We start from the raw sequence: 21635 nt of genomic DNA, 5'->3' as shown, positions 1-21635 counted from the left end.
TGTGCTGCGGCTGTCATACCTGTCACGGGGAGGTCACGACGTCGCAGGTCGGGAGCGATCCCACGTCGCCGCCGTTCGCGATCACCTCGAGCGCGTCGAGCGATTCCTCCAGCGTCGAGGTGCTGATCACGGTCAGTCCGTCCGGCACGTGGCCGGTGACCTCGTCGCAGTTCGTCGACGGAGCGAGGAAGTACTCCGCCCCCGCATCACGGGCACCGTAGAGCTTCTGACGGATGCCGCCGATCGGCCCGACCGTCCCATCGGCCTCGATCGTGCCGGTGCCGGCGACGTTCTCGCCGCCGTTCAACTCCCCTTCGGTGAGGGTGTCGATGATGCCGAGCGCGAACATCATCCCGGCGCTGGGTCCACCGACATTGTCGAGCTGGAGCGTCACATCGATCTCGAAATCGTAGTCCGTGCGCAACGTGACACCGATCAGCCACGTCGTCACGTCACCGTCGGTCTGCTCGACGGGCGTCACCTCGACCACCTGTTCCTCGCCGGAGCGCTGCACGGTGAGCGCGACCGGCGCGCCCTCCCCATCCTGGATCGCCTGACGCAGCTGCTTCGCGGAGGTCACCGCGGCGCCGTCCACGGCGGTGATGACGTCCTCCGCCTCGAGCGCTCCCTCGGCCGGTGCATCCTCGACGACCTCCTGGACGACGACCTCGGCTCCGGTGTCGTAGCCCAGCTCGTTGAGCGCTGCCGCGGTCGCCTCGTGCTGCGAGTCCACCATGAGTGTCGCGTTGCGTTCGTCACGCTGCTCCGTCGTGACCCCCTCGGGGAACACGGAGTCGAGAGGCACCACCGCTCGTGAGGAGTCCATCCACGCGAGAGCGAGCTCGAACCAGCTCGGGGTGCGCTCACGGTTTCCGACGACCTGCACGGTCGTGAGGTCGAGAGTGCCTCCGGTCTCGAACGTCTCGGCGCCGTCGACCTGGATGAGCGGAACCTGCTCGCCGTCGGCTCCTGCCGCGGTGCCGAGGGTGTCGTAGACCGGGCCCGGGCGCTGGATCACGTAAGGCGTCGGCAGGAAGGTCAGCACGACGAGCGCGATCAACGCGACGACCAGCGCCCAGACTCCCAGTCCGAGCTTGACAGACCGGGTTCGATCCACAGGGTTCCTCCGTCGTTCGCGGGCGGCGTACAGCGATCTGCCCGCTTCGGGGTCTCGCGGCCGATCCTGTGACTAGCGTAGATGCCACGGCTTTAGGCGTGCTGAGAGGCGAGCGACATGTCAGACAACGACCCCACCCCCGAGGACTTCCAAGAGTTCCTCCGACGCATGATGTCCGGCCAGGGTGCCGGAGACATCGACCCCGAGGCGCTGCAGAACGCCTTCGCGGGCATGGATGGGATCCAGATCGACCCGGCGATGATGCAGACGATCATGTCGCAGCTGCAGGGTGCGTTCGGCGGCGATCCCTGGGAGAACGCGCTGCGGCAGGCGCTGCACATCGCCAACCGCGACGGTCTCGGCATCACCGACGGCTCGCGAACCTCGCTCGTCGACTCCTTCGCCCTCGCGGACCTCTGGCTCGGCGAGGCGACCACGATCTCCGAACTCGGCGAGTCGCCGAAGGCCATGACGCGCGGCGAATGGGTCGAAGCGACCCTGCCCGTGTGGAAGGAGATCGCCGGCCCCGTGTCGACGAGCATCGCCGATGCGCTCACCAGCGCGCTCGACACGCAGGTGCCCGAAGAGATGCGCGACGTCGTGCAGGGCGCGGGCAAGCTCATGCGCGGTCTCGGCGGCTCGGTCTTCGCGGCGCAGTTCGGCCAGGTCCTCGGCAACCTCGCACTCGAAGTGGTGTCGGGCGGAGACGTCGGCATCCCGGTGCTTCCGGCCGGCACTGCCGCTGTCATCCCCCAGAACCTGACAGCGTTCGGCGAGGGTCTCGAGATCCCCGAAGACCAGATCACCCTCTATCTCGCGACCCGCGAACTCGCATACGCCCGGCTGTATCGCCACTCGAAGTGGCTGCACCTGCACGTCATGGCGCAGATCACCGATTTCGCCCGCGGGGTCACGGTCGACGTGGATGCACTCGAGGACGTCGCAAGCCGTCTCGACCCGTCCAACCCCGAAGAGCTCCGCGCGGCCATCGAAGGCGGTGCGCTGCTTCCCACGCAGACCGACGCGCAGCGCGAGGCACTGGCCCGACTCGAGAACCTCGTCGCGACGATCGACGGCTGGGTCGACGTCGTGACCGCGCAGGCCACCTCCCGTCTTCCCGACGGTGCCCGCATCGCCGAAGCCGCTCGCCGCCGCCGCGCGGTGGGCGGTCCCGCCGAGGACGCACTCGGCGCTCTCGTCGGACTCAAGCTGCGGCCCCGTCGTCTGCGCGAGGCGTCGGCCATGTGGCAGGCGGTGACAGACGCCGTGGGCATCGCCGGGCGCGACTCGCTGTGGGACTACCCCGACCTCATGCCGACGTCGGACGACATCGACGACCCGTCGGCGCTCGTGGCGCGACTGCAGGCGAGCGCGCGGGGAGAGCAGCCGGTCGCCGATGAGTTCGACGAGGCGCTGGCACGTCTGCTGGATGGCGACGACTTCTCGCAAGAGCAGCCGGAGACGCCCGAAGGCGAGCAGGACACCGACGGTGACGACGGCCCGGGAGGCGACCGACCCGTGTGACCGACGGGGCGGCAGAGGCGCGAGGACTTTTCCACGGATGCCCGCGACTCCCCCACCGGGAGCTCGGCTTTGCGCAGAATCGAGGGATGTCTCCGCTGACACCCAAGACCATCACTCGCCTGGACCCCGCGGTTCCACTGCTCTGGCGCGACGGTGAGACACTGCAGATCGGCATCGAGGGGACGCTGCGCATCGCCGCCTCGGAACCGTGGGTCGAGCGTCTGATCGCTCGGATGGCCGCCGGATTCCGGCGCGGGGGCTTCGATGTCGTGGCACATGCCGCCGGCGCCCCGCGCGCAGAGGCGCGGATGCTGTTGTCGCGGCTCGAGCCGCTGCTTGTCGACGATTCTCCCGCTCCCCCGGCTGCGTGGGTGGAGAGTATCGACGTCGCCGACGCGCGATGCGAGTTCCGCATGCGCGAGGCGCTCCTCGACGAGGGCATCGCCGTCGGCGAGCGGGAGAATCCCCGCGACATCGGCATCGTGCTGGTCGAAGGTGCGGCGGCCGCGCTGCACTTCGCACGCTACCTTCGCGACGACACGTCGCACCTGCCGGTCGCGCTCGAGCGAGGACGGATCACGGTCGGACCCCTGGTGGTGCCCGGCGAATCGGCCTGCCTGACCTGCCGCGACGAGCATGAACGCGAGCGCGACGATGCCTGGCCCCGCATGCACGCCCAACTCATCGGGCGCGGCGCGGGTCCGATCAGTGCCGCGCGGATCACGGAGGCGGCGATGCTCGTCGCGCGGCTGCTCGCAGAGAGCGCGGCCCCGGGCTCGTTCGTGGAGGTCAGCGGCGAGGGGCGCCGCGACTGGCGCTCGGTGACGTTTCACGAAGAATGCCGGTGCCGCGAGCAGTCGTTCCCATCTCTGCCAGGAACCGCGACGGGGCGCGTTCCCCGCGTCCCGCTGAGCGCGACCACGACAGCGAGAGAGTACGCGCGGCCCGCGTGACGCCGACGTAAGCGAGGCGGCGCTCTTCGTCGATCGCCTCGAAGCCGGTGGCGTAGGAGATCGGAAGTGCGCCCTCCGCCCACCCCGCGAGGTAGACATGCGGCCATTCGAGACCCTTGGCGGCGTGCAACGTCGACAGAGTCACGGTGCGCATGGTGGGCTCGTGCTGGTCCTTCGCGCGCGCCATGAGCGCGTCACTGAAGGTGCGCAGGGTCTCATCGGGTCCGGCGTCTTCGGCGAGACGCAGAATCGCCCGCCGAGCCTCCCAGCCGTCGCGCTGAGCTCCCCCGGCCGCCGGTGGCTCGTCGGAGAGACCGAGCTCGCGGAGGACCCTCTGGACCCCGGGCAGGAAACCGTGCTCGGTCGGCGCGACCGCGGCGGCCCGCAGGGCCAGGATCGCCTGTCGCACCTCGGGCATCGCGAAGAACCGGGTTCCACCCAGCACCGATGTCGCGATGCCCTCGGCGGCGAGCGCCTGCTGCAGCACCGCGGACTGCGCATGAGCCCGGTAGAGCACGGCGATCTCTGAGGGCGACGCCCCTGACTCGATCCGCGCCGCCACGGCGGCGGCGATCCCCTCTGCCTCGTCGCGCTCGGAGTCGTACGCCGTGACCGTGGGCGAATCCGCGTTGAACGTCTCTCTCGCCGGGACGAGTTCGAGGGCGCCCGGCCGCCCCTTCATCAGGGCGTTCGCCGCTTCGAGGATCGGGGCCTGCGAACGGTAGTTGGTCTCGAGACGCACGACCGTGGCATCGGGATGCCGCCGCTCGAACTCGAGGAGGAATCGCTGTTCGGCGCCGGCGAACGAGTAGATGGTCTGACTCGCGTCACCGACGACGCAGATGTCCTTGCGATCGCCCAACCAGAGTTCGAGCAGGCGGTTCTGGAGCGGAGAGACGTCCTGGTACTCGTCGACCGTGAAATGCCGATACTGCTCGTGCACGGACGCTGCGACGCGAGGTTCGGCCTCGAGCATCCCGGCGCAGGCCAGCAGCACGTCCTCGAAATCGAGTTGGCGCCGCTCGTCCTTCAGCGCCTCATAGCGCTGCTGCAGTTCGACGAACTGAGCGGAGTCGACGCCGCTCAACGTGCGGCCGAGCGACGCGTGCTGTTCGATCGACAACATCGACACCTTGCGCCATTCGATCTCCGAGGCGAGGTCGCGAAGCGTCGCGGTGCTCGGCCGCAGTCGCATCGCGTCGGCAGCCTGGCCGAGCAGCCTCACCTTGTTGTCGATGATCGACGGAGCGGGTGATCCGGCCAGTGTGGGCCAGAAGAAGTTCAGCTGGGCGAGGGCGGCGGCATGGAACGTCCGCGCGGCCACGCCCTCGACGCCGAGCGCGCGCAGACGACCCCTGAGCTCGCCCGCGGCCTTGGCCGTGAAGGTCACCGCCATGACGCGCGACGGCGAGTATGCACCGGTGTCGACGCCATGGGCGATCCGGTGGGTGATCACTCGGGTCTTCCCGGTTCCCGCACCTGCGAGCACGGCGACGGGACCGCGCAGCACGGATGCCGCCTCCCGCTGTCGATCGTCGAGGGCTTCGAGCGCGCTCACGCGCGCTCCTCGAACCAGTCGAGGATCAGTGCGCGGGCGATGGACGCGGGTCCCGGGAGGCCGACGGGTCCGTCACCGGCGAGAGCGGACCTGATCTCGTCACGGGTGAACCAGCGGACGTCGATGATCTCCTCCCCGTCGGGCCGCAGCTCGTGCTCATCCAGAGCGACGGCACGGAAGCCGAGCATGAGCGAGCGAGGGAAGGGCCACGGCTGAGACGAGACGTAACGCAGCGAGGCCAGCCGAACGCCGGATTCCTCCTCGAGCTCACGATGCACGGTCGACTCCAACGACTCGCCCGCCTCGGTGAATCCGGCGAAGCAGGAGTACATCCGGCCGCCCCAGTTGGCGTTCGCCCCGAGCAGGAGCCGTTCGCCGTCAGAGCTCTCCACCGCGACGATGACGGCTGGGTCCGTCCGAGGGAAGTGCTCGCGACCGCAGACGAGGCAGCGGCGCGACCATCCGGCCTGGCGCAGCTCCGTCCCTCCGCCGCATCGGGGGCAGAACGGTGCGTCCCGCAGCCAGCCTCCCAGCGCGAGCGCCTCGATGAGCAGCTCCGTGTCACCCGAGCCGAGACGCGCGCCGAGGTCGCGGAGTCCCAGCCACACCTCGTCGGGTGCGGTGTCGACGGTGTCGCCCTCGGGCTGCAGAACGGCGAGAAGCACGGCGGTACCGTCACCTTCGCGCCCGAGGAGCGCCCAGGTCGCATCGACGATCTCGCCGGCGGGAACCCGCAGCAGCGTGGCCGATTCGAGGTCGGCGCCCGAAATGCGCACGCGGCCGTCTCGTACGGCGATGACCCGCGTCGCCTCGTCGGCGCGCAGACGATCGAGGACTCCGGGTTCGACCCGCAGATCCGCTGCGCGATCGAGGGATGTGCTGCTGCCGGCGATCATCGGTCTCCCTCTCTCACGGGCGTGGCGGAAGCTGGACCACCCCCACGTCCACCTACCCTGGAGGCATGGGACGCTCTCCATTCACTCTAGCCGCGGCGGTGACTGCCGCACTGCCCGGCGCCGAGGTGATCGGGGCCCGCACGCTCAGCGCCGACGGTGACGGACGCTTCGACTCCGCGGTCGCCACTCTCGCAGACGGGCGCGAGCTCGCGATCCGTGTCGCCGATGACGACGAGACCTCACGCGAGCTGGCCGCCGAGGCCCTCGCGCTGCGGGCTCTGACGGCCGGTGCGCGGGCAATGCTCCCCTTCCGAGCCCCGGAATACATCGGCGAGACGCGACTCGCAGACGCCCGCGCGCTCGTGACGGAGCTGCTGCCCGGATTCCAGATCGAGGCGGCGATGGTGCCGGCCGGCCGTGGCGCCGCCGAATCGATGGGTGCGGCGATCGCGGCAGTGCACTCCCTGCCCACCTCGGTCGTGAGAGGCGCCGGGTTGACGACGCGGTCTGCGCAGGAGAGCCGCGACGAACTCGCTCGACTGATCGACTCCGCGGCATCGACCGGGCGCGTCCCCGCGCGGCTCACGGTGCGATGGCGCGACGCCGTCGCCGACGACGATCTCTGGCGGTTCGAATCGACGGTCGTGCTGGGCGGCGTGCAGTCGACCTCCTTCATCTTCCGGGACGACCCGGATCTCGGTCCCGAGGTCACCGGACTCATCGGCTGGCATTCGCTCTCCGTCGGAGATCCGGCGATCGATCTGTCGTGGCTGTCCACCGCCCCTGATGCGGCGCACGACGTCCATGCCGCGTACGCTCGGGCCGCCGACCGCGGGCCGGACGGCGCTCTCGAGGTGCGCGCACGCCTGCTCGCCGAGCTCGAATTCGCCCGATGGCTCGTCCACGGCGACTCCTTGCACCGACCCGACATCGTCGACGACGCCGCCGCCCTTCTCGAGGCACTCGCCGAAGGATTGCACAGCGACGATCTCGGCGTGATCGCGTCGCGCAACGAGGGCGTCGAGTCCGCCCTGGACGCGCTCGACAGAGTGCCGGCACGCGCCTCGGCGGGGGCCGACACGTCGATGCAGACCGACGCGTACAACCCGAACGAGCTGTGGCGCGACGACGACGCCGACGGTCCTGATGGCGATGCCGACGATCAGGCGACGAGCGATCTCAGCGACGCCGCCGCGGACGCCGCTCGTCGTCTCGAGGTCGGTGGTCTCGAGACGGAAGATCTTTCAGGCGTGCGCAGGCACACCGCGCAGGAGCCCACCGCGGAGCGACGCCCGGTCGATGACCCGGCGCGGACTGAGCGAGCGGACGGCTCAGACGAGGGATCGCCGGAGGACGAGGCTCAGCGGGCTGCCCGAGCAGCGCTCCAGCGCTGGAAGAGCTCCGACTCGGAGTAGACGCGAGCACCGCGGATGACGAGGTCGTCCGCGACGTAGTACAGCGCCACGTCGATCTCCTCCAGGGGCACTCCGAAACGACGGTGGTAGGCGAGACGGTAGAGCGCGAGCTGCAGCATCCGCTCCTCCCGTTCCCGAGGTGTGCGTGGGGCCTTGCCCGTCTTCCAGTCGACGATCTCGATGCGCCCGCCGCGATCTTCGCGTCGATAGACCGCGTCGAGTTTGCAGATGACGATATGGCGTTCGTCACCCGGCACAGCGCCACCCAGCGCGAAGTCGATCTCGATCTCGACCGCGATGGGCTTGAGCGCTCCCCACTCGCTGGCCTCGAAGATCGACTGCAGGGTCTCGAGGTCGGCGGCGTCGGCGGACGAGACCTCCGCTCCGCCGACGGTCTCGACGAACGAGAGATCATCCTCGTCGACCTCCCACAGCGCCTCGTCGACGCGCTGACCGACGCCGACGAGTTCGCTCCGCCGCTCGACCCATGCGTGGAACAGCGTGCCCAGCCGGGTCTGCCGATACGGCCGCTCAGGCATCGGACGGACGATGGAAGACACGGTGCCGGTGAAATCGGTGACGTAGTCCTTGAAGCGGGAGGCCGGCACCCGGGTGGGCGGTGATGCGTCGGTGCCACGCAATCGGGCGGCGCGCTCGGCGAGCAGACGCGCCAGTTCGGGAGCGGCCTCCGGCTCCCCGTCGGCTGCCGCGCGCACGGCAGCGGCGGCTGCCTCGACGACTCCACGCCGAGCGCCGAGCGGGTCGAGAGGCCAGGTGAGCGTTGCGCCGGGGCCGTCGTAGGGGTTCTCGTCCGGATCCACGGGCTCGATCGGAGCGATTCCGAGAATCTCCATCGCCTCGGTCAGATAGGGGCTCGGCTTCTTCGGCTGCTTCTGCCCCGCCCAGTGGGCCCCGGTCAGAAGCAGATGACTGCGCGCCCTGGTGACGGCGACGTAGGCGAGTCGACGCTCCTCCTCCTGCTGATACTCGCGGTAGGCGTCCTTGAAGACCGTGATCGCGCCCGGCGCTGTCTTGCTCCTGCTGGTCAGCGATGCGATACCTGCCTTCTGCCGCTTCGCCGCATCGAGCTCTTCGTCCGAGGGCGCTATCCAACTGAAGGTCGGCAGGGCCGCGCTGTCGCCTCGCAGAGCGAACGGCAGCACTCCGAAGCCGAACCATCCTGAGGTGTCCGTCGGGCGCGACGGCAGTTCGCCCTCGACCATGCGGACGACGGCGACCGCATCCCACTCCAGCCCCTTGGATCCGTGGATCGTCAGAAGCTGGACGACCCCGGGTTCGGGCGGCTCGGGCCGCGGCACCAGCTCGTCCGTGCTCTCGGCCTTCTCCAACCAGGCGAGGAGACTCGAGATGGTCCCCCGTTCGTCTGCGGCGAGGAACGACCGGACCTCGTCAGTGAACGCGCGCAGCTGCGTCGCCGCGATACGCGCCGGCCCTCTGGTCTCGTTCGCTGCGAGCTCGATGTCCAAACGCAGCTCGAGCTCGATCAGCCTCAGCAGATCGGGAAGCGGAAGCGACGACGCCCGTCGGAGGCGTTCGAGCATCTCGCCCGCGGCACGGATGCGAGAACGCCCGTCCGGCGTGATCCCGGCGAGAAGGCGGTAGTCGTCGCTGAGACCGCGGAGCACGTCGACGGCGTCGATGATCGACAGCGCCTCGTCCGCCCCCCGTGACGCGCGGATGCGTTTGCGGAGCTCGTCGTCCAGCGGCAGCAGCCCGCTGTCCCGACGGGAGAGCTCCGCCGCGAGCTGCTGCAACGCCGCCATGTCGGCGACACCGACGGAGAATCGAGGACCGACGAGGAGCCTGATCAACGCAGAGCCCGCCGTCGGATCGTGCAGCACGCGCAGCGTCGACACGACATCGACGACCTCGGGGGTCGCCAGGAGTCCCCCGAGCCCCAGGATGCGGTGCGGAATCCCTTCTGCGGCAAGGGCCGCCGCGAACGTCTGCATGTGCCGCTTCGACCGGAACAGCACCGCTCCGGTATGCGGCTTCGCGAGGTCGTCGTGCTCCGCGCGACGCGCCGCGAACCATTCGGCGACCGCGCGAGCCTCGTCATCGACGGTGAGCGGGAAGCTCATCTCGACCGCTCCGGGGCCGGCGCCGGGACGAGACTCGAGCGGTGGCACATCCAATCCGGGCCTGCGCAGCGGACCGAGGATGCGGTTGGCGACACCGAGGATGCTCCGGTCGTTGCGCCAGCTCGTCATCAGACTGTAGTTGCCGACGCTCTCGTGTTCGGAGAAGGTGCGCGCGAAGGCGTGCAGATTGTCCGCGCTGGCGCCTCGCCATCCGTAGATCGACTGGTGCGGATCCCCGACCGCCATCACCGCGGTGTCGCGGAAGAGTCGGGCGAGGAACTGCGTCTGGATCACCGAGGTGTCCTGGTATTCGTCCAGCAGCACCACCTGATGCTGCTGCCGCAGGTCCTCGCGCACGTCGGGAGACGACTCCACGATGTCGTAGGCGCCGCTGACCTGGTCGGCGAAGTCCAGCACTCCGCGGCGCTCCTTCTCGGCGATGTAATCGCGCACCAGGACGGACAGAGCGGGAAGAGCGCGCAGGTTCGCAGCCGCGGTCGCGACCTCCGCGTTGCTGAGGTACGGCTCGAACGCCTCGGCCTGGCGCAGCGCGATGCGATCGGCGCGGTCGAGATCGACCCGGTGATCGAGCGAGTCGCCGGCCAATCTCTGAACCGCGTCGACCACCCCCGCCACCGACCGGTCGATCTCCTCCAGCTCCGGCAGGTCGGCGCGCAGCACCACGTCGCGCACGAGCATCCAGGATGCGGCCTGGCTGAGCATGGCGACGTCGGAGTCGCGGCCGATGCGCGCCGCGTGCTCGCGCACGATGCCATCCGCGAACGCGTTGTAGGTCGAGACCTTCGGACGGATCAACAGATCCTCGGCCGAACGGGGGGTCGAGACCGCCCCGGTGCCGAAACGTGCGGCGAGCTCGTCGAGCACCTGCGATCGGACGACCTCGCGCTGTCTGGCGTTCGCGGCTCTCGACACCCGATCGAGGGCACCGCTCGCCACGATCTCGGGCAGGTGCGGCAGCAGTCCTCGTCTCCCGTATTCGTCGATGAGCGCCAGACGGACGCCGATGCGTTCCGCGAGCTCACCCGCGGCCTTGCGCGTGAAGGTCAGGCCGAGGATCTGATCGCGTCGCACATGCCCGTTCGCGACCAGCCAGACGACGCGGCCGGCCATCGTCTCGGTCTTTCCGCTGCCCGCGCCCGCGACCACCAAAGCCGGTGCCGGTGGCGACTCGATCACCCGCTGCTGGGCCTCCGTCGGTGCGGGGAGACCGAGCGCGGCGGCGACGTCCAGAGCAGAGATCCCGTTCCCCGCTCCCGTCCACGCCGTCACGCGCTCACCGCGGCGACGGTGTGGATGCGGCACGGCTGGACTCGCCATTGCGTATCCGCGCAGTGAGCCTCGACATGGGCCGTGAAGCTCGCCGCCGACATCCCTCGGGCGGCTTCCGCGATCCGCCCGAGGAACTGGACACGCTCTTCACCGGCGAGCGTGTGCTGGTGCGCGACGCGGAAATCGCTGCCGGCCAGGGTCTTGGCGACCAGGACCAGGCGCGCGCCGGCGAGGGCCGCAGGATCCGCTCCCGCCACGAGTCCTTCCTGCACCGCCACCTGGTATGCGGCGAGCTGGGCGTGGTCCGCCACCTTCTGCTCGCTCTCCGGCTCGTACTTGCCGGTCTTCAAGTCCACGACCACGACGCGCTCCCCGCTCTGCGCATCGGCCATGCGCGTCCACTTCTGTCCCCGCGCCTTCGCATGCTCTCCACCACCCGCCGTGTACGCCTCGACCCGGTCGATGAAGCCGTGCACGATCGCATGGTGCGGATGGGGGTCGCCGTCGACGCTCGCCACACGCACGCCCGGCGCGATGCCCTCCTGCTCGGGCACCTCGACCGCGAACCGGAACTCCACCTCGCCGGCGATCACTCGACCGCCTTCGTCCGACACGTCCGACAGGTAGCTGTGCAGTCGATCGATGTACAGATCGGCGCGGCGCCTCTCCTTGCGACCTATCCAGGCCGTCTCGAAATCGAGCTCCGGCCAATGCTCGGCCAGGACGTCACGCAGACGGTCCAGTTCGCCGTCGGGCACCTGCTCCATCGCCTCGTGGATGATCGTGCCGATTCCGGCCGACGGCGGCATCACGGTGTCGCCGCCCAGGGCGGACACCGCCCAGTTCAGCTCGCACTCCTCGAAGGACTCCATCCGCGACGGCGAGACCCGGGCGGCGTCGACGGCGAGGTCGTGCAGCGGTGCATCGGTCGTCGGCGGCGTCACTCCGTACCACTCGTCCGGATCGGCACCCGGCACTCCCTCCCGCGCGAGCACCGCCAGCTGGGCGGAGGCGTGGTCTCGGGCGGCACGGACGCTCGAGGTCGTCAGTACCCGACGATGACGCGCGACGAGACCGCGCAGCGTGAGCGGGTGCTCGGCCGAGGCATGCAGCTCGGGCGGGTCGGGCGGCGGGAGGAAGCCGAAGAACGCACTGGGTGTCATGTCGTCGTCATCGACCGCGGTGATGAGGAGTCTGCTCCGCGAACGAGAGATGGCGCGGACGAACAGCCGCAGCTCATCGTGCAGAGCGGCGCGGCGCCTGTCGAGTGCCTCGGGCGGGTGCTCGGCGGTTCCGGTGCGGGATGCGAGCAGTGCGTCGGCGAGACGCCAGGACTGGAGCATCCCGCCGCGCAGCCGCACATTCGGCCAGATTCCGTCCTGCACTCCGGCCACCACGACCGCGTCGAACTCCGTTCCGAGTGCGGTCGCCGGTGTGAGCAGGGTCACACGGCCCGGCCGGTCGGGACTCGAGAGGGAGTCTTCGGGCACCTCGCTGTCGAGGATGTCGCGCACGAAGACCTCCGGCTTCTCGTTCGGGGTGCGCTCGACGAATCGCTTGGCCGCACCGAACAGGGAGACGAGCGCATCGAGGGCTCGCGCCGTCTCCGCGCCGCTGGTCTGCAACGACATCTCACGCCAGGCGATCTGGAGCTTGCGCCCGTCGACCGCTCTGGCCTGGTCCCAGACCCGCCACAGGAGATCGTGGATCGTCTCGCCGTCGGCAGCCGCGGCGGCCACATCTGCGATCGTCGCGGCGAAGCGCGCGGCCAGGCGCGATTCCTGGGCGTCGATGAGCGTGAAGTGGTCGGGCGATGCCAGCGCCTGGCGCAGCAGTTCCCGTGCGGGCGTCGAGCCCCCCAGGTCGAGCTCGATATGGCGCAGACGAGCGCGAAGGCGTCGGAGCCCGATCGCATCCATGCCTCCGAAGGGCGTGCGGAGCGCCTCCTCCCAGTCCTGGGGAGTCCGCGCCTCGGCCGGCGTGAGGGCCAGGCGCACGATGCCGACGATGTCGCGCACGATCGGCTCGGAGCCGAGAGGACGTTGCACGCCCGCGGCTCTCGTCGGGATCTCCCGCGCGGCGAGCTCTGCGTCGAGCTGCGTGACCTGCCTGGTGTCGTGTGCGATGACCGCGATGCGATCCCACGGGACGTCATCCACGAGATGCCATTCGCGCATGACACCCGCGATGCGGTCGAGCTCTTCATGCGGTGACGGGGCGATGAAGGTGCTCACGTCGCCGGGGGCGCCCGGGCTGTGCGCGGCGACGGGCTCGGGCGCGCGCCTGTGGTCGACGCGACCCGACACGCCGATCGCCTGCGTGACGGTGCGGGTCAGCGCGGTGAGCGCCGGCGCCTGACGATGAGGGACATCGAGCACGTGGACCTCGCCCAGCGCCGTGGCGAGCTGCGCGAACAACTCGGGGCTCGCGCCGCGGAAAGCTCCGGAGGAGATGTCAGGATCGCCGAAGGCGAGCACTGCCGTGCCTCGCGCACGGAGCGCCTCGACCACCGCGATGCCACCGCGCGTCAGCTCCTGCGCGTCGTCGATGAGCACCACCCTGAGGTCGGCGAGAGGGCCGAGCGCACTCGGCTCCGCGGTGCGCAGGATCGTGCACGCCTCGGCGAGCAGGTCTGCCGCGTCGCGGTGGGATGCCCGTGCCAGGTCGAGCACGGCGCGGTATTCGACGAGGAACTCGGCGACGGACGACCAGGCGGGGACATCGGACGTGCGCAGCTCGTCGGGCTGCGCCCCCAGTTCGACGCATTCCGCGAGGAAGGCACGGAGCTCGGAGCGGAACCCCTTGGAGGCGCGTACGGCGGGGCTCAGCGCCTGCGGCCAGTCGATGCGCTCGTCCTCCGCATCGCCGGCGAGGAGCTCGGCGATCAGGCGGTCCTGGTCTGCGCCGGTCAGCAGAGCCGGTGGCTCCGCCCCTTCGCGAACCATCGCTCCGCGCACCACCTGGAATGCGAACGACCCGAGCGACCTGGCCAGCGGCCCGGGAGTGGCCTGACCGATCCTGACCCCGATGCGGTCCCGCAGCGCGGTCGCCGCCTGCCTGCTGGGAGTGAGGACGAGGACCTGCTCCGGACGCATCCCCGCTGTGTCGAGCAGATGGACGACGCGCTCGGTGAGAGTGCGGGTCTTGCCCGTGCCGGGCGCCCCGATGATGACGCCGGATGCCGAGGCGTCTGCACCGATCACGGCGTTCTGCGCGGCATCCTCTGTCATGTCCTCCACGCTACTGCGGCGCGCCGACATCGCCGGGCGTCGGCGTCTCGCGACGGTGTGCGCTCAGGGCGAAACCGGCCCGATCCGCGGATCCCGTCACCTCGCCGCCCGGTAGAGTTGGGCTCAGTCGTCGACCTCCGAGGTCGACTCGACCACAGCATCGTCGACTGGAAAACAGGAGTACGCGTGGAAATCCGCATCGGCATCATCAACACCGGCCGCGAGCTCAGCTTCGAGACCGCATCGAGCGCGGACGAGGTCCGCACGCAGGTCTCCTCGGCTCTCGAGCAGAACACTTCTCACCTGAGCTTCGCCGATGTCAAGGGCAACTCCTACCTGGTTCCGACCGCGAACCTCGCGTACATCGAGCTCGGCACCGAGGAGTCTCGTCGCGTCGGCTTCTTCGCCTGACCCCACGATGTACATCCTCCTCGCTCTCGTCGGGGCGTGCGCGCTCGGCATCGCGGCCCACTACATGATCGGTGGGCGGGAGTTGCGCGGGGTCGCTCTCACCCCCGCTGTCGCCACGGCCCTCGCGGCCGTCATCTACACCGGCCTGCAGTGGCTCGGCGTCGGCGAGGACAGCATCTGGCTATGGCTCGCGAGCGTCGTGGGCTCCGTCGGCATCGCGGCAGTCGTCACCGTCGCGATCGTTGCGTCGCGCCGACGCAGCGATGCCGCGGCCAAGGCGGCGCTCGGCATCTGATGCCGTCGGCCGGGTCCGTCGGCTAGGAGGCGAGACCCATCGCATCCATGCGGCGTGCGTGCGCGCCCATCAGCTCGGTGTAGACCAATTCGACGCGGTCCTCGCTCATCGCGGCGAGCTCGGGCTGACGCAGCGCGGACCGGCACACCAGGATCGTGTCCCCCACGAGCCGGCGCGCCCACATCGAGAGCAGCGACCGCCACTCGCCGTCGCCGTCGATCGTCTCCTGGATGATGGCGACGATCTCGTGTCGCGCGTCGTCCTCGGAGAGGATCTCCGCGACCCTCTCCCCCGTGTCGCCGTAGCTCGAGGCGAGTGCGAAGTAGAAGTCGTCGAGCATCCCTGCCGTGATGTAGACGGCGAGGAGAGTCTCCCGCGGACGCGCGCCGATGGTCTTGCGCCGGAAGGCGTCGAGGTTCTCCCGGAACGGGAGCATGAGCTGCGTCGGATCGTCTCCACGCTCCGCGATGAGTTCGACGATCGCCCGATGCTTGGTGAGCGCAGCACCGGCTGCCCGGGAGAGCGCCTCCTTCTCGGAGAGCTCCGGAGTCGCCCTGATCAGCCGCGTGAGCGTCTCGAAGTACCCCAGCTGGAGGTACGCCGCCTGTCCCAGGAATCGCGGCAGCTCCGGCGCGAGTTCGGCGAAGTCGACCCGCGTCGCCGCTCCTTGATCGCCCCGACTGCGCAACGTCATCGTGCGCCGGGGCGTCCTACGCTTCCAGAACCAGTTCACCACGGGGTTCACACTACCCGGGGGACGCGATATTCCCGGGCGTCGCCACCCCCTCGGGTAGGCTGTCCCTGTCCCCGCCGTCGGAGCGGGGCCCGCGCCTGTGGCACAAGAGACGGCGTGGATCCGTGAACATGGCGATCCTCGCAGGTCGCCGGACAGGCATCTGAACATTGACAACCTTCGCTGATCTCGGAATCGATCAGGACATCATCGACGCTCTCGCCTCCAAGGGCATCGTCGACGCATTCCCGATCCAGGAGCAGACCATCCCCCTCGGCCTTCCGGGCCAGGACATCATCGGCCAGGCCAAGACCGGAACAGGCAAGACCTTCGGCTTCGGCATCCCCGTGGTGCAGCGGCTCGGCCTCGACCCCGAGCACGGCGTCAAGGCGCTCATCGTGGTGCCGACGCGCGAGCTCGCGGTGCAGGTGTACGAGGACATCGACCTGCTGACGAGCAACCGCTCCACCAGCGTCGTCGCGATCTACGGCGGCAAGGCATACGAGGGCCAGATCGACCAGCTCAAGGCGGGCGCCCAGATCGTCGTCGGCACGCCCGGTCGCCTGATCGACCTCGCCGGCCAGCGTCTGCTCGACCTCTCCAACGCGACCGAGGTCGTGCTCGACGAGGCCGACAAGATGCTCGACCTCGGATTCCTCGCGGACATCGAGAAGATCTTCCAGAAGGTCCCGGCCGTCCGTCACACCCAGCTGTTCTCCGCGACCATGCCCGGACCGATCGTCGCGCTGGCTCGTCGGTTCATGACGAACCCGATCCACATCCGCGCGACCGACCCCGACGAGGGTCTCACGCAGGCGAACATCAAGCACCTGGTGTACCGCGCCCACTCGCTCGACAAGGACGAGATCATCGCCCGCATCCTCCAGGCGGAGGGTCGCGGCAAGACGGTGATCTTCACCCGTACCAAGCGCGCCGCGCAGCGCCTCGTCGACGAGCTCAGCGACCGCGGCTTCAACGTCGGCGGCGTGCACGGCGACATGGGACAGGACCAGCGCGAGCGGTCGATGGCCGCGTTCAAGGCCGGCAAGCGCGACGTCCTCGTCGCGACCGATGTCGCCGCCCGCGGCATCGACGTCGACGATGTCACGCACGTCATCAACCACACCATCCCCGACGAGGACAAGACGTACCTGCACCGCGCCGGTCGCACCGGCCGTGCGGGCAAGACCGGCATCGCCGTGACCTTCGTCGACTGGGAGGACCTGCACAAGTGGGCGCTGATCAACCGCGCCCTCGAGTTCGGGCAGCCCGACCCGGTCGAGACCTACTCCTCGAGCCCGCACCTGTTCAGTGACCTCGACATCCCCGCAGGCACCAAGGGCCGTCTCGTGTCGGCTCCCAAGACCCAGTCGGTGAAGACCGAGCGCGCACCGCGCCCCGAGCGTGCGGCCGATGCCGCGGCCGAGGGCACGGATGAGGGCGGCACCCGCCGTCGTCGGCGTCGTCGGGGCGGCTCGACCCCGGTGGGCTCGACGTTCGCCGAGGGCGCTGCCGACGCATCACCCGGAGACTCTCAGTCCTCGCCGTCAGCGGACCGCGGCGCCGAGGGCGCCGGCACCCACGACGGCGCAGGCAAGGAGCACCACGACGGCAAGCCGGCCCCGGCCCGTCGTCGCCGTCGTCGCCGCGGGGGTTCGGGCGGCGCGGGAGCGGCTCCGGTCGTCGGAGCCTGATCGACTCCACCTCAGGGACTCACAGAGGGGCGGATGCTGCAGCTGCGGCACCCGCCCCTCTGCCGTCCCGGCGTCACGCGTAGCGGGGCGCGGAGCCGGTCGCGCGCTCGATCAGTCGCTCCACCATCTCGTCGGATGTGGTGTTCTCGCCCGGCAGATTGGGTTTCCCGGTGCCGTGATAGTCGCTCGAGCCGGTGACGATGAGATCGTGCTTCGCGGCGATCGCGTGCAGCGTCTTCCGGCCTGCCGCGGTGTTCTCCCGATGATCGATCTCGAAACCGCCCAGGCCTGCGGCGATGAGCTGCTCGATGAACGGCACCGGCATCATGTGGTCGCGGCCGATCGTGGCAGGGTGCGCGATGATCGCCACCCCTCCGGCCTCGGTGATCAGACGCACTGCCTTGAGCGGGTCGGGCGCGTAGTGGGGCTCGTAGTAACCCTCTCTGGGGTGCAGAATCCCGTCGAACGCCTCGGTGCGGTCGCGCACGATTCCGCGGGCCACAAGGGCATCGGCGATGTGCGGACGGCCGACCGTCGCGTCGAGAGTGGTCTGGGCGAGGACATCGTCCCAGTCGAGGTCGTAGTCACGACCGATGCTGCGGACGATCCGCTCGGCACGACCGATCCGGTCGCCTCTGATGCGATCGGTCTCGGATCCGAGCGCCTCGTCGAGCGGATCGAAGAGGTAGCCCAGCACGTGCACACTGCGCCACTCGTGTTTCGCGGAGAGTTCCATGCCGGGGATGAACGTCATCCCGAGCTCGGCCGTCGCCGCTGCCGCCTCGTCCCACCCCGTCGTGCGATCGTGATCGGTCAGCGCCATCGTGCGCACCCCGAACCGGTGTGCCTGGCGCACGACATCGCCGGGCGACTCCGTTCCGTCCGAGTGGTTCGAGTGCATGTGCAGGTCGGACGGACCGGCGAAACGGCGGGATCGAGCGGTGGCCATGCTCCGAGCGTACCGACGACCGTGGACGTCGGCCGCGCACGCCTGTCGCTCTAGGGACTTCACAGAGAGGACTTCTAGGCTGAAGAGGATGTTTCGACTACTGGGGATCCTCGTCACCGTGCTGCTCGCGATCGCGACGGCCGTCGTCGTCTGGCCGCAGTTCTTCCATCTCGAGCAGACCTATCCGTTCGCGCAGATCGTCGCCGCCCGCGGCGTGGTCCTGGCGGCATTCCTCCTCGTCGCGGCCGTTTCGATGCTGCTCCTGTTCGCGAAGCCGTTGCGCGGCTTCGCGGCATCCGTGCTGATCGTCGCCCTGCTCGGCGCCGGTGCGACGGGAGCCATCGGCTTCATGCGCGGGTTCGGCGCGGACACGCTCCCCGCCGCCACCGATTCGAGCATCCGGGTGCTCACCTGGAACACGGCCGGCGACGAGGTGTCCGCCGAGGAGATCGCGCGGGAGATCCTCGAGCGTGGCGCTGACGTCGTCGCATTGCCCGAGACCACCGAAGAGGTGGGCGAGCAGATCGCCGTGCTGCTGCGCGATCAGGATCACCCCATGTGGGTGCACCATGTGCAGTTCAAGCCCGACGTCGTCGACGGCCCCAAGTCCTGGCACACGACCGTCCTCGTCTCCCCCGACCTCGGCGAGTACTCCGTGATCGAGTCGTCCGAGGACGGCTCCAACAACACCGGCTCGGTGCCCAGCGCGGTGCTGATGCCGGTCGATGGCGAGGGTCCGACGATCGTCGCGGTGCACGCCGTCGCGCCCCGGATGGAGGACATGGCGCAGTGGCAGAGCGACCTGCGCTGGATCGCCGACCAGTGCCCCGAGGGGAACTTCATCCTCGCGGGTGACTTCAACGCGACGATCGACCACATGGCGGGGCTCGGCGTCGACGGCGGCGACATGGGGTACTGCCGCGACGGCGCGAGCCGCTCCGGCAACGGATACAGCGGCACATGGCCGAGCTCGCTGCCTGCGCTGCTGAGCACCCCGATCGACCACGTCATGGCGTCGCCGAGCTGGTCCACGACGGGTTCCGTCGTGATCGGCGGCTCGGGAAGCGACCACCGCGGTCTCGTGGTGCAGCTCGAACCCGCAGGCTGACATGCCGTGGCCGTCGCTCAGGTGACAGACTGGAGGGATGAGCACCGCTGAGCGCGACACGATCGCAGAGCCCACGACCGAGACTCCCGCCGAGACGACCACCACGAATCGGAAGCAGCCCTTCCCCCGCGGATTCCTCGACACGATCTCGACCGGATGGGCGGAGCGCCCCGAGTCGATCCCCGCGCCGCGAGCGCAGGCGCCGTTCGCCGCCGTGCGTCGCGCCGCCCTGTCCGCTGCCTTCCCCGGCAAGCGACTCGTCATCCCTGCCGGTTCGCTCAAGCAGCGCAGCAACGACACCGACTACCCGTACCGTGCGCATTCGGCCTTCGCACACCTCACGGGATGGGCTTCGGATGCCGAGCCCGACTCGATCCTCGTGTTCGAGCCGGCCGAGTCCGGCCACGATGTGACGCTGTACTTCCGGGAGCGCGCCGATCGCACCACCACGGAGTTCTATGCGGACGCCACGGTCGGTGAATTCTGGATCGGCCCTCGCCCGTCTCTCGCCGGCGTCGCGGCAGACCTCGACATCGCGACCGACCACCTCGAGAGGTTCTCGGCCGCCGAGGGAGAGCTCGTGCTCGACGAGGACGACGACCTCACCCGCTTCGTCTCGGAGCTGCGGCTCGTGAAGGACGAGTACGAGATCGCCGAGATGCGCCGAGCGGTGGACATCACCGCGCAGGGATTCGAGGACGTCATCCGTTCGCTTCCCGACGCGATCGCTCATGCTCGCGGCGAGCGCGTCGTCGAGGGCGTCTTCCACCGCCGCGCGCGCGAGGACGGCAACGGCGAGGGCTACGACACGATCGCCGCATCAGGTCCCCATGCCTGCTACCTGCACTGGACCCGCAACGACGGCACGGTTGTGCCGGGAGACCTCATCCTCGTCGACGCGGGCGTCGAAGCGGACAGCCTGTACACCGCGGACATCACCCGCACGCTCCCCGTCTCCGGAACCTTCACCGAGGTGCAGCGCCGGGTGTACGAGACGGTGCGCGAGGCCGCTGATGCCGCGTTCGCCGCGGCTCGCATCGGGGTGCGCTTCCGCGAGGTCCACGAGGCGGCCATGCGCGTCATCGCCGCGCGCGTCGCCGAGTGGGGAATGCTCCCCGTGACCGCGCAGGAGGCGCTGGACGGCGACACCGGCGGGCAGCACCGCCGCTACATGGTGCACGGCACATCGCACCACCTCGGCATCGACGTCCATGACTGCGCGCAGGCCCGGCGGGAGATGTACTACGACGGCATCCTCGCCCCGGGAATGGTCTTCACGATCGAACCCGGCCTCTACTTCCAGATCGACGACCTCACCGTTCCCGAGGAGTACCGGGGTATCGGTGTGCGAATCGAGGACGACATCCTGATGACCGAGGACGGCCCGGTGAACCTCTCGGCGGACATCCCGCGCACGGCGGACGAGGTCGAAGCCTGGATCGCACGAGTCCAGCACTGACCTCACGGATGCACGAGGGCGAGCTCGCACTCACGGACGATCGCGCTGCGCGGCTGATCGCGCAGACGTTCCCCGAGCTCGCCCACCTGCCGATCGAGCGCGTCCGCTCGACGGGCACGGTGAACACGATCTTCCGGATCGGCGACGACCTCGCGGCACGGTTCCCGCTCGTCGCAGAATCGCGCGATGTCCTCGGCGCCGAGGCCGCGGCGATGGCTGAGCTCGCCGACGTCTGCGTCGTGCCGGCGACGCGGCCTGTCGGACTCGCCGCGGCGACCGAGGAGCATCCGTCTGCCTGGTCGATCCAGACCTGGTTGGCGGGTGTCGCCGCGACCCCCGCCGGCCACGCATCGTCGGAGTCGCTCATCTCGGACGTCTCCGGGCTGATCACTGCGCTGCGGTCGACCGAGACCCGCGGACGGAAGTTCGACGGGCGCGGCCGCGGTGGTGTTCTCCGCGACCACGACGAGTGGGTCGCGCTCTGCATCGAGCGCAGCGCGCACCAGATCGATCCTGATCGCGTGGATCGACTCTGGAGCTCGCTGCGCGACGCGCCCCGCGAGGGTGCGGACGTCATGAGCCACCGGGACCTCACGCCGTTCAACCTGCTGGTGGCGGACGGTCGTCTCGTCGGTGTCCTCGACGGCGGGGGCTTCGGCCCTGCCGACCCTGCGCTCGATCTCGTCGCCGCGTGGCATCTGTTCGACGCTCGGGGGCGGTCCGTCGTGCGTGACCGTCTGCGCGTCTCCGACAGCGAGTGGCAGCGAGGAGCAGCCTGGGCGCTGCAGCAGGCGATGGGCCTCGTCTGGTACTACGAGTCCTCGAACCCTGCCATGAGCGGTCTGGGACGGTCGACGATGAGGCGTCTGCTCGACGATCCGGACCTCGCGAACCTCTGAGC

15 protein-coding genes are annotated in these 21635 nt (G+C 69.6%); 8 read left to right on the top strand and 7 right to left on the bottom strand.

What is annotated here, in order from left to right:
* Positions 1 to 22: 22 nt before the first annotated feature.
* On the bottom strand, positions 23 to 1117 hold the full coding sequence (locus BMW26_RS05815; protein WP_083569300.1) for a YlbL family protein: 1095 nt from the start codon (positions 1115 to 1117) through the stop codon (positions 23 to 25).
* A 117-nt stretch (positions 1118 to 1234) separates the two neighbouring features.
* Here BMW26_RS05815 and BMW26_RS05810 point away from each other — a divergent pair, with 117 nt between their 5' ends.
* Positions 1235 to 2641, top strand: coding sequence for a zinc-dependent metalloprotease (locus BMW26_RS05810; RefSeq protein WP_056278123.1), 1407 nt, complete (start codon positions 1235 to 1237; stop codon positions 2639 to 2641).
* 789 nt (positions 2642 to 3430) lie between these two features.
* Here BMW26_RS05810 and BMW26_RS05805 read toward each other — a convergent pair.
* Both BMW26_RS05805 and nudC read right to left on the bottom strand, forming a co-directional pair.
* Positions 3431 to 5152 carry an ATP-dependent helicase gene (locus tag BMW26_RS05805; protein WP_053095601.1) on the bottom strand — a complete coding sequence of 574 codons (1722 nt, stop codon included), beginning with the start codon at positions 5150 to 5152 and terminating at the stop codon, positions 3431 to 3433.
* Positions 5149 to 6048 (bottom strand): NAD(+) diphosphatase, encoded by a 900-nt coding sequence (gene nudC / locus BMW26_RS05800; RefSeq protein ID WP_072591015.1) that lies wholly within the window; start codon positions 6046 to 6048, stop codon positions 5149 to 5151. Before nudC ends, BMW26_RS05805 begins: the two co-directional genes overlap by 4 nt.
* 65 nt (positions 6049 to 6113) lie before the next feature.
* Here nudC and BMW26_RS05795 point away from each other — a divergent pair, with 65 nt between their 5' ends.
* Positions 6114 to 7463, top strand: a complete 1350-nt coding sequence (locus BMW26_RS05795) for a phosphotransferase (RefSeq protein ID WP_072591014.1) — start codon at positions 6114 to 6116, stop codon at positions 7461 to 7463.
* Here the strand turns inward: BMW26_RS05795 and BMW26_RS05790 are convergent.
* Both BMW26_RS05790 and BMW26_RS05785 read right to left on the bottom strand, forming a co-directional pair.
* Positions 7409 to 10903 (bottom strand): ATP-dependent DNA helicase, encoded by a 3495-nt coding sequence (locus tag BMW26_RS05790; protein WP_083569299.1) that lies wholly within the window; start codon positions 10901 to 10903, stop codon positions 7409 to 7411. The genes BMW26_RS05795 and BMW26_RS05790 overlap by 55 nt on opposite strands.
* Positions 10852 to 14085 (bottom strand): ATP-dependent helicase, encoded by a 3234-nt coding sequence (locus BMW26_RS05785; RefSeq protein ID WP_072591012.1) that lies wholly within the window; start codon positions 14083 to 14085, stop codon positions 10852 to 10854. The genes BMW26_RS05790 and BMW26_RS05785 overlap by 52 nt, the downstream gene beginning before the upstream one ends.
* 186 nt (positions 14086 to 14271) lie before the next feature.
* Here BMW26_RS05785 and BMW26_RS05780 point away from each other — a divergent pair, with 186 nt between their 5' ends.
* Both BMW26_RS05780 and BMW26_RS05775 read left to right on the top strand, forming a co-directional pair.
* Complete coding sequence (locus tag BMW26_RS05780) at positions 14272 to 14496, top strand: DUF3107 domain-containing protein (RefSeq protein ID WP_053095596.1); 225 nt, start codon at positions 14272 to 14274, stop codon at positions 14494 to 14496.
* 7 nt (positions 14497 to 14503) lie between these two features.
* Positions 14504 to 14791 carry a hypothetical protein gene (locus tag BMW26_RS05775; RefSeq protein ID WP_072591011.1) on the top strand — a complete coding sequence of 96 codons (288 nt, stop codon included), beginning with the start codon at positions 14504 to 14506 and terminating at the stop codon, positions 14789 to 14791.
* A 22-nt stretch (positions 14792 to 14813) separates the two neighbouring features.
* Here BMW26_RS05775 and BMW26_RS05770 read toward each other — a convergent pair whose 3' ends face one another.
* The gene (locus tag BMW26_RS05770) at positions 14814 to 15527 is read right to left on the bottom strand and encodes a ferritin-like fold-containing protein (protein ID WP_053095594.1); all 714 of its coding nucleotides are present in this window, start codon (positions 15525 to 15527) and stop codon (positions 14814 to 14816) included.
* Between the two features lie 167 nt (positions 15528 to 15694).
* Here BMW26_RS05770 and BMW26_RS05765 point away from each other — a divergent pair, with 167 nt between their 5' ends.
* Positions 15695 to 17218 (top strand): DEAD/DEAH box helicase, encoded by a 1524-nt coding sequence (locus tag BMW26_RS05765; RefSeq protein ID WP_053095593.1) that lies wholly within the window; start codon positions 15695 to 15697, stop codon positions 17216 to 17218.
* Between the two features lie 73 nt (positions 17219 to 17291).
* On the opposite strand, the gene BMW26_RS05760 is transcribed toward BMW26_RS05765, so the two are convergent.
* Complete coding sequence (locus tag BMW26_RS05760; RefSeq protein WP_072591010.1) at positions 17292 to 18167, bottom strand: PHP domain-containing protein; 876 nt, start codon at positions 18165 to 18167, stop codon at positions 17292 to 17294.
* 88 nt (positions 18168 to 18255) lie between these two features.
* Here BMW26_RS05760 and BMW26_RS05755 point away from each other — a divergent pair, with 88 nt between their 5' ends.
* From BMW26_RS05755 to BMW26_RS05745, 3 genes are read left to right on the top strand one after another with little or no spacing between them, the layout of a single operon-like run.
* The gene (locus tag BMW26_RS05755; RefSeq protein WP_072591009.1) at positions 18256 to 19275 is read left to right on the top strand and encodes an endonuclease/exonuclease/phosphatase family protein; all 1020 of its coding nucleotides are present in this window, start codon (positions 18256 to 18258) and stop codon (positions 19273 to 19275) included.
* A gap of 37 nt (positions 19276 to 19312) precedes the next feature.
* Positions 19313 to 20734: an aminopeptidase P family protein gene (locus tag BMW26_RS05750; protein WP_072591008.1), complete on the top strand. Its 1422-nt coding sequence runs from the start codon at positions 19313 to 19315 to the stop codon at positions 20732 to 20734.
* A gap of 8 nt (positions 20735 to 20742) precedes the next feature.
* A complete protein-coding gene (locus BMW26_RS05745) occupies positions 20743 to 21633 on the top strand; it encodes a phosphotransferase (protein WP_072591007.1) in 891 nt (296 codons plus the stop codon).
* The last annotated feature ends 2 nt before the right edge of the window (positions 21634 to 21635 follow it).

The sequence above is a fragment of the Microbacterium sp. 1.5R genome (assembly GCF_001889265.1).
Lineage (GTDB): Bacteria > Actinomycetota > Actinomycetes > Actinomycetales > Microbacteriaceae > Microbacterium.
The sequence above is the reverse complement of the archived record's forward strand: the minus strand, read 5'-3'. Positions and strand labels throughout refer to the sequence as shown.